General features: G+C 71.9%; 13 protein-coding genes. 4 read left to right on the forward strand and 9 right to left on the reverse strand.

Annotation, left to right across the window (positions count from 1 at the left end):
• Both ACZ5CW_RS08540 and ACZ5CW_RS08545 read right to left on the reverse strand, forming a co-directional pair.
• Positions 1-94 (reverse strand): biotin carboxylase N-terminal domain-containing protein (locus ACZ5CW_RS08540; RefSeq protein WP_280842533.1); only part of this gene is annotated, 94 nt, incomplete at its 3' end.
• 51 nt (positions 95-145) lie between these two features.
• Complete coding sequence (locus ACZ5CW_RS08545) at positions 146-283, reverse strand: surface protein (protein WP_468599530.1); 138 nt, start codon at positions 281-283, stop codon at positions 146-148.
• A gap of 780 nt (positions 284-1,063) precedes the next feature.
• Between ACZ5CW_RS08545 and ACZ5CW_RS08550 the strand changes: the two genes are divergently transcribed.
• Positions 1,064-1,816: a response regulator transcription factor gene (locus ACZ5CW_RS08550; RefSeq protein ID WP_468599531.1), complete on the forward strand. Its 753-nt coding sequence runs from the start codon at positions 1,064-1,066 to the stop codon at positions 1,814-1,816.
• Positions 1,817-1,826: 10 nt separating this feature from the next.
• On the opposite strand, the gene ACZ5CW_RS08555 is transcribed toward ACZ5CW_RS08550, so the two are convergent.
• Complete coding sequence (locus ACZ5CW_RS08555) at positions 1,827-2,720, reverse strand: hypothetical protein (RefSeq protein WP_468599532.1); 894 nt, start codon at positions 2,718-2,720, stop codon at positions 1,827-1,829.
• 257 nt (positions 2,721-2,977) lie between these two features.
• Complete coding sequence (locus ACZ5CW_RS08560) at positions 2,978-3,433, reverse strand: MarR family winged helix-turn-helix transcriptional regulator (protein WP_468599841.1); 456 nt, start codon at positions 3,431-3,433, stop codon at positions 2,978-2,980.
• A gap of 152 nt (positions 3,434-3,585) precedes the next feature.
• Here ACZ5CW_RS08560 and ACZ5CW_RS08565 point away from each other — a divergent pair, with 152 nt between their 5' ends.
• Positions 3,586-4,410, forward strand: coding sequence for an NmrA family NAD(P)-binding protein (locus ACZ5CW_RS08565; protein WP_468599533.1), 825 nt, complete (start codon positions 3,586-3,588; stop codon positions 4,408-4,410).
• 206 nt (positions 4,411-4,616) lie between these two features.
• Here ACZ5CW_RS08565 and ACZ5CW_RS08570 read toward each other — a convergent pair whose 3' ends face one another.
• The 4 genes from ACZ5CW_RS08570 to ACZ5CW_RS08585 form a co-directional block, all read right to left on the reverse strand.
• Entirely contained in the window at positions 4,617-5,534 is a 918-nt protein-coding gene (locus ACZ5CW_RS08570; RefSeq protein ID WP_468599534.1) for an alpha/beta hydrolase, read from the reverse strand.
• 58 nt (positions 5,535-5,592) lie between these two features.
• Positions 5,593-6,222: an NADPH-dependent FMN reductase gene (locus tag ACZ5CW_RS08575; protein ID WP_468599535.1), complete on the reverse strand. Its 630-nt coding sequence runs from the start codon at positions 6,220-6,222 to the stop codon at positions 5,593-5,595.
• A 36-nt stretch (positions 6,223-6,258) separates the two neighbouring features.
• A complete protein-coding gene (locus ACZ5CW_RS08580) occupies positions 6,259-7,077 on the reverse strand; it encodes an NAD(P)H-binding protein (protein WP_468599536.1) in 819 nt (272 codons plus the stop codon).
• Positions 7,078-7,166: 89 nt separating this feature from the next.
• Positions 7,167-8,705, reverse strand: coding sequence for an acyl-CoA dehydrogenase family protein (locus ACZ5CW_RS08585; protein ID WP_468599537.1), 1,539 nt, complete (start codon positions 8,703-8,705; stop codon positions 7,167-7,169).
• A gap of 131 nt (positions 8,706-8,836) precedes the next feature.
• On the opposite strand from ACZ5CW_RS08585, the gene ACZ5CW_RS08590 reads away from it, so the two are divergent.
• The gene (locus tag ACZ5CW_RS08590; RefSeq protein WP_468599538.1) at positions 8,837-10,360 is read left to right on the forward strand and encodes an MFS transporter; all 1,524 of its coding nucleotides are present in this window, start codon (positions 8,837-8,839) and stop codon (positions 10,358-10,360) included.
• 52 nt (positions 10,361-10,412) lie between these two features.
• On the forward strand, positions 10,413-11,087 hold the full coding sequence (locus ACZ5CW_RS08595; protein ID WP_468599539.1) for a TetR/AcrR family transcriptional regulator: 675 nt from the start codon (positions 10,413-10,415) through the stop codon (positions 11,085-11,087).
• Between the two features lie 105 nt (positions 11,088-11,192).
• Here ACZ5CW_RS08595 and ACZ5CW_RS08600 read toward each other — a convergent pair whose 3' ends face one another.
• On the reverse strand, positions 11,193-12,200 hold the full coding sequence (locus tag ACZ5CW_RS08600) for an acyltransferase domain-containing protein (protein WP_468599540.1): 1,008 nt from the start codon (positions 12,198-12,200) through the stop codon (positions 11,193-11,195).
• Positions 12,201-12,204: the final 4 nt, after the last annotated feature.

Consider the following 12,204-nt stretch of genomic DNA (forward strand, 5'->3'; position numbering starts at 1 on the left):
CGTAGACGGCCACGCTCGCGATACCCGCGTCCCGACAGGCCCGGGCCACGCGGACAGCGATTTCGCCACGGTTGGCGATGAGCACCTTGCGCACGGTGACTCCTTGATTCTGTTTCAAGTGGGGAGAGGGCACGGGGATTGACGATCAGTCGATGCCGCGCACGATGTGGTCCTCGAACTCCTGCTCGTCGTCGCCGGCGAGCAGGAGCGGGGGAGCGGCCACCACCGCCGGCTGCGGGGCGTCGACGCGGGGACGGCCTTCGTGTTCAACAACAGGGTTCATCGCTCCTCCGTGCTCCTCCGGTTCGTCCGTGTGAAGAATGTCTCCGAAGCGGCCACTCATGGCGTCACGCCGCTCGCTCCCCGGGCGCGTCGACACTCGGTCGCCGTACTGCCGGCACGCCGCGCCGGTCGACGTACGGCTGTGAAAAGCACCCACCGGGACGGGTGGCTGGTATTCACCGGACCTGTGTAACGGCCGGTGTAGCGCCGGGGTGTTGGGCGGGGGAGCCAATAGTTCGGGCCGCCGGCCACGTGCGACCGCATCGCCGAGTGAGCCGGGTTGCGGGGCCGCTGAATTCACGGTGACAGATACACCTACTCCATGATGTTGCTCATTCTCTTCGCTCGGTCCAGGGTCCGTCAAGGGTGCCAGGACGTGTCCTGATTGCGCTCTTGAAATAACCAGCTGAGCCGAAACGTGACCACCGGAGGCACGGATTCCGCTCGAGAAAGCCCTCATTTTGGCGTCACATCAGGGGGCGATTCGGACATCCTCGGCGGGAAGGCAAGTCCTCGTTTCGGCCAAATCGTCATTTCAGCATTGAAATGACAGCGCTACGTCCTAAGACTGGTGATGCGTTCACAGGAGTCGGTGAGTTACTGATCGGCGTGGATGTCGAACCGCCGGATTGCGATACCGAAGGGGGAGCGGTGTATCCATGTCTGTGCCGTTCGTTTTCCAAGAGGTCCCTGTAATTTCGAAGTATCCACTTCGTGCAGCCACATTTGATTTAGGCAACAATTTCTGTTGCAGTTCAGGGTGGGAAAACGAGAGGTGAATATGCGCGTGCTCTTTGTGACAGGTGACGGCGACCCTTTACTCAGTATAGGAACACTGAAGCGCTATGGGCACAAAATCCTCATGGCGCGTTCGGCGCAGCAGGCGCTGGCCATGCACACCCAGGCGGATTTCGTCTTCCTCGACCTCGGCATGACCGATGCGGACGGGCTCGAGGTCTGCCGGGCGATCCGGAAGGTCAGCGACACGCCCATGATCGCGGTGACCGAGCAGGGCGACGAACTCGAACGGGTCCTCGGTCTGAAGGCGGGAGCGGACGACTGCGTCGACCGCGGCTGCGGCATCCACGAGCTGGTGGCGCGGATCGAGGCCGTCACGCGGCGCAGCGGCGTGCGGCACAGGCCCTCCGGCATCATCGCCTACGGGCCGCTGCGCATCGACCAGTCGTCCCGCGCGGCCTGGCTCGCCGGCAAACCGATCAAGCTGACCCGCAAGGAGTTCGACCTGCTGCTCACGCTCGCCTCCCGGCCCGGCGTCGTCCTCACCCGTAAGGAGCTGATGTCGCATGTCTGGAACGACAGCTGGACCCGGGGCCGGACGATCGACACGCATGTCAACAGCCTGCGGACCAAACTGGGTTCGAACGACTGGATCGTGACCGTCCGGGGGGTGGGATTCCGGTTCGGTGAGTGTGTCGCCGAGCCGCCCACCGGTCCGGAACCTTCGGACAGCGCCCTGCAGATGGGGCACCACCGGACCGGTACGCACGTCGTGCCGCCGGCCCGCGTGGGCTGATCCGCAGCTTCTACGGTGCGGCGCGACGGCCGCGTTCGGACAGGGAACGCTGGGCGTCGCCCGCGTGGTAGAAGGTCCGGCCCGCCCGGTTCCGGCGGCGCCAGCCCTTCTCGCTCGCCAGTCGGTACACGGTGCCGCGGGGCGCCTGCCACAGCTGCGCTATGTCCGTCGCGGACAGCCACAAGGAGGTGGCGGCCGCGGCGGCACTCGGCGTGTCGTCGTCCGCGTGCTCCGGGGCCGGCGGCTGACCGGCGTCCTTCGGGAGCCACTCGTGAAGTGCCCAGCGATGACCGGGGGCTGCGGTGCAGACCACCTCCGGAGCCGTCCCCGAGTCCCGCGCGGTCCGGGCCACCAGGGTGCCGCCGCACCCGGCCACCGGGCACCCGCCGACCGGCATCCTCCGCTCGGGCGGCGTGTCCACCACACGGGCCGCCGTGCGCATCAGTCCCGCCACCTCCTCGGCGAGGTCGACGACGGCCTGATGGCCGGAAAGCCAGTCCAGGTGACGCAACAGGAAGCCCGCGAGGGCGGGAACCTCGCGCCGCGGTGTGACGGTGCCGCGCTGCTCGGCCACCAGACCGCTCCACGAGGCGAGCACGCGAGTGATCGCCGTGCGTGCCTCCACGGCCGCCGTGTTGAGCGGCATGCCGGGCATCGTCCGGCTGGACGTGCGCTCCTCCCAGCGCCGGGTGCGGGAGCCGTCGAGGACGCGTCCGCACTCCTCGTAGACGCCGGGAAGTGCCACCAGCGAACGGGCCAGCCGGCCCGTGCAGTCGGCGCACAGCCGTGTTCTCGGTGTTCCGCCGCCGGTCCCGGCCGACGTCCGCCGCCGGGTTTTCACGCAGCGGAGATTCGGGCAGTGCACCCGTCCTTCCATTTCGCGCCCGGTGTTCGGCTGCCGCATTTGTGACTCCTTTTCGACGGGGTTTCCGTCCCGTCGACCATGCTGCCCGTCGAATCGCCGTCGAATGCGCTGCCTGCGGGGACCTGACGAGGAGCGGTACAAGGCTTTCCGTGGGCAGCACCGGCTTGTCGGCATGTGCGGGAGAACTGGATGAGGCCTTGACGCACAGCGGTGGCGCAGTTCACGGAAATTTGACAGTCGCGGGCGCGGCACCCGGCTGTGCGGAAGCGAACGGAGGCGGCCCGGCCGGCGGGGCTTCAGTCGCCGGGAGTCAGCCGGTGTTCGAGCACGCGATCGAGGAGGGCCGTCAGCTGCCCCCGCTCGCCGGGCTCCAGCGGGGCCAGGAGGCTGTCCTGGGCCTCGGTCAGGGCGTGCTCGATGCGCTTCAGCTGCCGTACGCCGGCCGGGGTGATGGTGATGGTGTTGCGTCTGCGGTCCGTGGCGTCCACGTCGCGCACCACGAAGCCGCCGCCCACGAGTTCGTTGACCGCCTCCACGATGTAGCTGCGGTCGATCCCGCAGCGTCGGCCGAGTTCCGCCTGGCTCAGCGGGCCGAACTCGTCGAGCGACGCCAGGAGCGCGAAGTGGTAGCGACGGGCGTCGACGGAGGCCAGCGCCTGCGAGACCAGGCGGGCCGTGTGGAGGGCGATCTGGGTCACGAGCCAGCTGGGCATGGCCCGCAGCCGGGCCGGAGCGTGGGAGATCGCCTTCATGGTCACCGCACCACCGTACCAGCGGGCTCGGGAAATCTGTTGGTCAGGCCCACGAATATGTTACGTTGGTCAGGTCAACGATTCGGGAGCGTCGCCGGCTCCGTCCGCGTCGACCGTCCCGCCCCCCACCCCGTCTCTTGGTAAGTGAGTTCATGATCCTCGTCACCGGAGCCACCGGAAATGTCGGTCGTCAAGTCGTGCTGCAGTTGCTGGAGGCGGGCCAGCCGGTCCGGGCCCTCACGCGCAACCCGGACCAGGCCAGACTTCCCGCAGAGGTGGAGGTGGTCGCCGGCGACATCGCGGACCCGAAGAGCCTGCCGCCCGCACTGAAGGGCGTGGACCGGGCTTTCCTGTTCCCCGTCTTCGGGCAGCTGGCCGGGTTCCTGGAGGTTGCCAAGGAGTCCGGTGTGGACCACATCGCCATGCTGTCCTCCTCGGCCGTCGAGTTCGACGAGCCGGGCTTCATCGGGCAGGTGCACCAGGAGTGCGAGGACGCGGTGACGGGGTCCGGCATCCCGCGCAGCTTCGTCCGGGCCGGCCTCTTCATGCTCAACGACCGGGGCTGGGCACCGCAGATCCGGGAGGCGGGCGTGGTGCGCACGGCGTACGGCACGGCGGCGGCGGCCCCCGTCGACGAGCGGGACATCGCCGCGGTCGCGACCGCCTCGCTGCTGGCGCCGGAGGACGGCAGCGTCCACAGCCTCACCGGCCCCGAGTCCCTGACCCAGATCGACCGCGTCCGGATCATCGGAGAGGTGCTCGGCAAGCCGGTGGCGTTCGAGGAGCTGTCCCGTGAGGCGGCCCTGAGCCACCTCGTCCGGCACATGCCGCAGGACGGCGCCGAGTTCCTGCTGAACCAGCTCGCCTCCTGGCAGGGCGTCACCGCCGAGGTGCTGCCCACGGTCGAGGACGTGACCGGCCGCCCCGCGCACACGTACGCGCAGTGGGTCGAGCACCACGTCGCCGACTTCGCCTGACACATCCCCGTACGGTCCGTCCTCCGTCGGGCCGTACGGGGAAACAGGATGCGGGAAATCGCGGTGTGCGTGACGGCGGATTCATTGCCCGTCACGCACAGCGCCTTTTTCCATGCCGGGAAAAAAGCCGTGAGCCTGTCGGTGTCATCTGGTGATCGATCCGCGGCGCGCATCCCCGGGAACACCGCGGGAATTCCGCGGTCGCCTCAGCCGACGGCCCGGTGCAGGAGGCATTCCTCCAGGAAGGCGAGCATCCTCAGGTGGTAGGACCGGGCGGCCCAGCCGAGGCTGATGTTGTGGCCGGCGTCCGGCTGCCGGTCGACGGTGACGGGCGCGTGGAGCAGCAGGCCGCCCAGCTCGGCCAGCGCCGGCGGATCGTGCCGCCACCGCTGCTCGTGCTCGGCGAAGGTGAACCGGACGGGAATCCGCACCTCGGGGGCCAGCCGCTCCAGAGTCCCGGGCCAGGCGGGCAGTTCGGCCGCCTCACGCGGAGGCATCGCGCTGCTCAGGGACTGCGCCAGCGTGAAGGTGCGCGGGGGATAGAGCCCCAGCGGACCCCAGTTGTTGGCACGCAGCCGGCGCCGCCACTGCGCGGCCCCGGCTGCGTCCGGCTCCTCGGTGAACCGATGGCCGCAGCCCGACACCGCCAGCCCCGCCAGCGGCAGTTCGTGGTGCCGGGCCGCGAGGGTCAGGGCCACCTTGCCGCCGTAGGAGTGCGCGAGGACGAACGGGCGCGCCCCGCCGGGCCGGGAGTCGAGGAAACCGGCCAGCGCCCGGCTCAGCACGGCCGCCTGCTCCACCAGCGGCAGCCCCTCGGGCAGCTGCGCGGCCGAGAGGCCGTAGCCCGGCCGGTCCACGGCGAGGACGGTCAGGCCGAGTTCCGCTCCGAGGGTGAGCAGCGACAGGCCGGGTGCGGCCGTCTGGTGGAAGTAGCCGGCGCGCATGCCGCCGCCGTGCACGGCGATGACGACGGCGCGCGGCACCGCCCGGCGGGGCTCGGCCAGCAGACCGGACAGCCGGAGCCCTCCGGACTCCAGGACGATCTCCCGCACCGTGATGGGGAACCGGTGCGCGGCGGCGGCATGCGCCGTCTGGCCGCGGACACCGACGGACGGCGACGACATGGTCAGAACCCTCCTCGGGTGAAGGTGGGGATGGACATCCGTGGTGGCCCGTGCGCCCTCACGCCGGCCGGCCCGCGGCGGACACGACGGGAGGGCGGGCCCCGTGCGGGTAGGGATGGTGGACGCGGCCCTCCCGCAACACGCGGGCCCACCAGACCAGCTGGGCGACGAGCTGCTCGGCTGCCGCGGTGCTGCCGGCCGGGTCGGTGGGCTGCCCGTCGCTGTCGAAGAGCCGGCCCACGCCGTGGAAGCTGACCGTGTCCCGCACCGGCACCGCGTGCAACTCACCGAACACCTGGCGCAGTTGCTCGACCGCCCGCAGTCCGCCGGAGCGGCCGCCGTAGGAGACGAAGCCCACCGGCTTGGCCTGCCACTCACTGTCGTGCCAGTCGATCGCGGTCTTCAGCGTGGCCGGGAACGAACGGTTGTACTCGGGCGTGACCACGACGAACATGTCCGCGCGGTCCAGCCGCGGGGTCAGACCCGCGAGGACCTCGCGGACCTCCGGCGGCGGCACCGGGACCGGCTCGGCGGGCAGGGGGTGCTCGGCGAGGTCGACGACGTCCGTCTCCACACCGTCACACCGGCGCGCCGTCTCGGCGAACCAGCGGGCGACGGCGGTGCCGCTCCTTCCCGGCCTGCCGCTGCCGACCAGGACGGCCAGCCGCACGGGGTCGTACCACATCATCAGCCTTTCCACGGCGGGGCGTACCGGCGGGGACGATCAGGTGAAGTCGGCCACGTGGTCGGCCGCCCACTCGGCGAAGCTGCGGGCGGGCCGGCCGAGGAACGGCTCGATCGGCGAGATCTCGTGCGGCCGGTCGACCAGAGCCGCGAACATGCGCAGCCGGGCCTCGACGGCGGCCGGCGGGATGCCCGCCTCGGCCATCTCCTTGCGGGTCTCGTCGTGGCTGATCTCCTCGAACCGCACCGGCTTGCCGATCGCCTCACCGATGAGCCGGGCCCGGTCCGCGTAGGTGATCGACTCCGGGCCGCTGAACATCGGCTTGGCGCCGAGCAGTTCGTCGGTGAGCAGGGCGCGGGCCGCCAGTTCGGCGATGTCCCGCTCGTGCACCGGCGCCGAGTGGGCCCGGCCGAACGGGCCGCGGGCCACCTGGGTGGTGCGGATCTGATGGCTCCACTCCAGCGCGGTCACCGCCAGGCCGCCGGCCGGCTGCAGGGCGGTCCACTCCAGGCCGGACGCCTCGATCTGCCGTTCCAGATCGCGATGGCGCACCGCGATGGAGTTCTTCGGGTCGTTGTCGCGCGCCGAGTAGGAGGACAGGGCGACGATGCGTCGCACGCCGTGCTCCTGAGCCTGGCGGATCACCTCGGCGGGGCCGTCGGGGAACGCGGCGAGTACGAAGAAGACCGCGTCGACGCCCTTCATGGGCAGCTCGTCGGTGCGCGCCACTTCCACCCCCTCGGGCAGCCGGGCCCGCTCCGGGTTCCGGGTCAGGGCGCGCACGCTCACCCCGCCCTTGACCAGGAGGTCGACCAGGGGGCGTCCGACGTGTCCGGTGGCGCCGGTGACCAGTATCAAGGTGTTCTCCCGTTCGAGTTCGTCGGTCTCTGAGGTCGGTGTCTTGGGTCGGTGTCGTCGCGGGCGTCGCCGCGGCGTGGCCGGTGGCGTCAGCCGGCCAGGCCGCGCGTGTAGTCCAGTCCGGCGGGCTCGAACTGCACGACGGCGTGGCTCGCCACCGAGTGGACGTCGCGCCAGAACCGCTGCAGCGGGTGCCGGGCGTCCTGCGCGCGGGTGCCCCCGGCGCGCAGCAGCAGGTCCACCGCCTCCACGAGGAGTTCCAGGGCGTGCGCCGCGTCACGGCGGCTGCGGCGGACGAGCACGGGGTTGAGCCGTCCGGTGTCGGCGACCTCGGCGACCCGGATCAGCAGCAGCTGGGCCGCGTCGATCAGGCCGGCGGCGCGCGCGTACCCGATCTGGTAGGCCTGTCCGGACGCCTCGCGCGGACCGGTCGCGGGGACGGTGGTGGCCGGGGCGGCGGCACGCAGCGCGCCCAGCGCGGCGCCGAGCGCCGGGGCCACGAAGGTCAGGCCGTTGACCGCCATGGTGGGCGGCGGCGGAGTGGCCACGCCGACCACGCGGCCCTTCATGGCGTCCTCCCGCAGGCAGGTGCGGTGCTCCGGAACCAGCACGTCGTCCAGGACGACCGTGTGGCTGCCGGTGCCCCGCATGCCGAGCGAGTCCCAGGTGTCGCGGTAGGTGAAGTCCGCACGGGGCACGAGGAAGAACCGCAGCGGCTCGCCGCCCTTTCCGGGCGGACCGGCGGGGGCGGGACCGGCGAGCAGCGCCCAGTCGGCGAACTCGACGCCGCTGACGAACGTCCACTCGCCGGACAGCCGCCAGCCGTCCTCGGTCCGGGAGGCCTTGCCGAGCGGCTTGTTGACCACGCACACCCGGGCGTCGGGGCCGTCCCCCCAGACCTCGGCCTGCGCCTTCTCGGGCAGGCAGGCGACGTACCGGGCGGCGAACGCGAACAGCGAGGCCAGCCAGGCGGTGGAGGCGCATTCGGCGCCCAGCGTCGCGACCGAGCGCACGAGTTCGGCGTAGCCGCGGGGGTCGCCGCCCCGCTCGCTCGGTACCAACCAGCGGGCGAACCCGGCGGTGGTCAGGGCCTCGATCACCTCCGGGGCCACGCGCCGTCCGGTGTCGGCCGAGCCGGCCTGCGCCGCGGCCAGCACCGCCGCGTCACGCACCGGCGCCGGCGGCCAGGCGGCCGGCTCCGTGGGAGCGGGTTCGGGCTGCTCGGCCAGCAGGTCGCGTCCCTCCGGGCTGTCCAGCGACGCGACGGTGTCGAAGGAGGTGAGGTGGACGACGGCACCGTCCGCGGAGTGCACCGTGGCGGGGCCGGAGCCGGTGTAGGAGCCGCCCTCGCGCAGGGCGTCGACGCTGACGCGGACGTATCCGGCCATGCCGGTGACGGCCGGGTCGAGGGTCTCGATGAACGAGTAGGCGAAGCCCCGGTCGGTCGGCCGCCAGGTACCCCGGCCGCGGCTGATCGGGGTGACCAGTGTGACGGTCCCGTCGGGCAGGAAGGAGATCGTGAACGGGTCGGTCTGCCCGTCGTGGTCGGCCGTGCCGGTCCACACTCCGACCGGGGTCGAGGGGGAGCCGAGGGCGGAGCCGGCGGGGTCGTGGATGCCTGTGGTCATGTGACACCTTCCCTGGAAAAAGTACAAGCGGTCATTTATGATCGGGCGTACATTTTTTTGCTCCCGTGTGGTCCCGGGGGATCCCCCCGCTGGGGCTGGGAGCGGCCCCCACCGGAGGAGTTGGAGGAGCCATGTCCGTGGACGACCGACCCGCGGCCGCCGAGGCGGCGACCGGGCAGCCGAGCGGCCGGGGCTTAGTCCTGGCCGTCCTCGCCACGGCCCAAGTCATGATCATTCTGGACGGCACGATCATGAACATCGCGCTGCCCAGCGTTCAGCGCGATCTCGGGGTCAGCAGTGGTGCACTGGCCTGGATCGTCACCGCATACGCACTGTCCTTCGGCGGCCTGCTGCTGATCGGCGGACGCGCCGGTGACATCTACGGCCGCCTGCGGCTGTTCCGCCTGGGCATCGCCGTCTTCACCCTGGCGTCCCTGGCGGGCGGCCTCGCACCGAACGAGGGCGTGCTCATCGCCGCCCGCGCAGCCCAGGGCCTGGGCGGCGCCCTGGTCTCCCCGGCCGTCGTCGCGCTCATCGCGGCGAACTTCCCCGAAGGCCCCGCGCGCAACCGGGCCATGGGCGTGTACGGCTCGATGAACGGCGTCGGATCCACGCTGGGCCTGCTGCTCGGCGGCGTGCTCACCGCCTACCTGGACTGGCGCTGGGTCCTGCTGGTCAACGTCCCCGTCGGTGTTGCCGTCGTCTGGGGCACCGGGCTGCTGCGCGACCCGGGCCGGCACGCCGGCCGACTCGACGGACCCGGCGCGCTCGCCGGCACGATCGGCCTCACCTCGCTGGTGTACGGACTCACCCGGGGTGGCGACGACGGCTGGGCGGACCCGGTGACCGTCGCCTCGCTCGGCGGCGCCGCCGTCCTGCTCGTCCTGTTCCTCGTGGTCCAGGCGCGCAGCGACCACCCGATGATGCCGCTCCGGCTGCTGCGCGACCGCAATCGCGGCGGCGGCTACGCCACGATGCTGCTCATCGGTGCGGGCATGTTCGCGATGTACTACTTCCTCACCCTGTACATGCAGCAGATCCTCGGCTTCTCGGCGATGCGCACCGGACTGGCCTATCTGCCGCTGAGCCTCGGCATGTTCGTCTCCGGCGGCTTCCTCGCCCCGCGGCTGGTGGGCCGGCTGCCCACCCGCGCCGTGACCGGACCGGGGCTGGCACTGAGTACGCTGGGTGTCCTGTGGTTCAGCACCCTGACGCCGCACTCGGCGTACCTCACCCACCTCGCCCCGGCGATGCTGCTCACCTCGGTCGGACTCGGGCTGTGCTTCGTGCCGCTGACGATCCGTATCCTCAGCGGTGTCGCCCCGCAGGAGACCGGCATCGGCGCCGGCATCCTCACCACCGCGAGCCAGATCGGCGGCGCCCTCGGGCTGGCCTTCCTGCCGGGCATCGCGGCGACCACGGCCGAGGACCGGACGGCGGACGCGCCGGACGCCCTGCTGCGGGCGCTCGCCCGGCACGACCAGGACCTGCTGGACCGGGCGGCCGACGCCCTCACCCACGGCTACGGCACGGCGTTCCGCATCGTCGCCGCCCTGTACGCCGTGGGCCTGGTGACCGTGGTGGCCCTGGTCACGGCCGGAAGGCCGCGGGCCATCCGGCCGGAACACTCCGAGCGGCAGCGAGCGCGGGCGTAGCCGGACACGGCAGCATGACTGAGCAACCATGACACGACAAGGAGGCAGCGCAGTGATCCCCAGCGTCGACGAAACGCCGCAGCACCATCCGGCGGCGAGCACCCCGGTGGTCGTGCCGCGGCCTGACGGCAAGGGTGAACGGACTCGTCGCCGCATCCTCCTCGCGGCACGCCGAGTCTTCGGCGAGTACGGCTACGAGCGGGCGACCATCCGTCTGATCGCGGAGGCCGCCGACGCCCACAAGTCCTCCGTGATGCAGTACTTCGGCACCAAGGACCAACTGTTCAGGGAGGCTGTCCACTTCGAGATCCCGATCGACGAACTGACCACGCCCGACCCGGTGAGCAGCGCCGAGAACTACCTGCGCACGATGCTCGGCCGGTGGGCCGCGAGCCCGGACAGCCCGATGGCGGTCCTGGTCCGCACGAGCATGACCAGCGAGGTCGCGGCGGAAGAGCTGCGCCGCCTGGTCACCGACCAGTCGACCGAGGCCATCGCCCAGCACATCGGCCTGCCCGACGCGCGGGTCCGGGCGGGCCTGTTCTCGGTGATCATGTTCGGCATCGCCAGCGGACGCTACCTGCTGCGCATCCCGGACGTCAGCGAACCGGACCTGGAGGACATCATCCGGGTGGCCGCCCCGGTGATCCGCTCCCTGATCGCCGGCGACGACGGGCCGGCGGGCGAGTGCGGGACGGAACAGCAGGGCCGGCCGGAGCACGACTGAGGTACGGCCGGGCCGGAGCCCCGGGTACGGCCGCGGGCCGTGGCCCGGGGGCCGGGCCCGCACACGGCCCCCGGCGTCCCACGGTGGGGACGTGCCGACAGCCCGTCACCCCCGCGCCGCGACCGGGCCGCTGGTCACACCGAGTTCCGCCAGCCGGTCCAGCGCCGCCTGCCAGGTGCCCCAGCAGTCCTGGCGCTCGCCCGGAAGCATCGAGATCACCTCGCTGCGGCCGGAGCGCACGGACGGGTGCCGGCGGGCCGGGGCGGACAGCGAGATGCCCGGTCCCGTCTCGACCAGCGTGTAGTCGCCGGAGTCCAGCAACTTGGACAGCGCCTCCCAGTACAGCACCGGCTCGGCCATCTGACCGGCCCAGAACGCCGGGTCCACGGCCTCGCGTCCGGTGACGGCCCGGCCGGTGCGCGCCGAACGGATCGGCACCCGCGGCGGATGCAGCGGCTCGGCGGCCACCGCCTCCTCGAAGGCGAGCGCCGCGTCCCGCAGCACCGGCGAGTGCCACGGCTCGGTCGCCCGCACCCGCCGGGCCACCAGCCCGGCGGTGCGCAGCGTCTCCTCGGTCCGCACCAGCGACGACTCGGGCCCGGCCAGGATCGTCTGCGCGGGCGCGTTGACCGCGCCGACGGCGACACCCCGGTGCGCACCCTCCGCGTCGAGCCAGGGCCGTATCCGCTCCGGCGCGGCGGCGACCGCGAGCATGCCGCCGGCGGGCGCGGCCGACAGCGACCGCGAGCGGGCCAGCAGGATGCGGGCCGCGCTCGGCAGGTCGAAGACACCGGCCAGAGCCGCCGCGGCCAGTTCGCCGATGCTGTGCCCGAGGAGCACCGCCGGGCGCACACCGTAGTCCTGGAGGACCCGGCCGACGCCGTAGCCGATGGCGAACAACAGCGGCTGGGCCCGCCGCCCGTCGTCCACCGGCAGTGCCGGCGCGTCACCGAGCCAGTCCTCGCGGATCCGTGCTCCCTGCGGGCCCATCAGGTCCAGCACCTCGTCCACGGCGACGCGGAACCGGGGCTCTCGTTGGTACAGCGGTACCGCCATGCGCGGGTACTGCGCACCCTGACCGGGGAGCAGCAGCGCGACGGGGCGTTCGGCCATGGGG

This window comes from Streptomyces sp. NPDC031379 (assembly GCF_055569615.1).

Coding starts and splice junctions, on each gene's coding strand:
- ACZ5CW_RS08585 (WP_468599537.1), bottom strand. CDS start 8,705: ATGACCACAGGCATCCACGACCCCGCCGGCTCCGCCCTCGGCTCCCCC.
- ACZ5CW_RS08565 (WP_468599533.1), top strand. CDS start 3,586: ATGATCCTCGTCACCGGAGCCACCGGAAATGTCGGTCGTCAAGTCGTG.
- ACZ5CW_RS08590 (WP_468599538.1), top strand. CDS start 8,837: ATGTCCGTGGACGACCGACCCGCGGCCGCCGAGGCGGCGACCGGGCAG.
- ACZ5CW_RS08555 (WP_468599532.1), bottom strand. CDS start 2,720: ATGCGGCAGCCGAACACCGGGCGCGAAATGGAAGGACGGGTGCACTGC.
- ACZ5CW_RS08545 (WP_468599530.1), bottom strand. CDS start 283: ATGAACCCTGTTGTTGAACACGAAGGCCGTCCCCGCGTCGACGCCCCG.
- ACZ5CW_RS08570 (WP_468599534.1), bottom strand. CDS start 5,534: ATGTCGTCGCCGTCCGTCGGTGTCCGCGGCCAGACGGCGCATGCCGCC.
- ACZ5CW_RS08600 (WP_468599540.1), bottom strand. CDS start 12,200: ATGGCCGAACGCCCCGTCGCGCTGCTGCTCCCCGGTCAGGGTGCGCAG.
- ACZ5CW_RS08560 (WP_468599841.1), bottom strand. CDS start 3,433: ATGAAGGCGATCTCCCACGCTCCGGCCCGGCTGCGGGCCATGCCCAGC.
- ACZ5CW_RS08575 (WP_468599535.1), bottom strand. CDS start 6,222: ATGATGTGGTACGACCCCGTGCGGCTGGCCGTCCTGGTCGGCAGCGGC.
- ACZ5CW_RS08550 (WP_468599531.1), top strand. CDS start 1,064: ATGCGCGTGCTCTTTGTGACAGGTGACGGCGACCCTTTACTCAGTATA.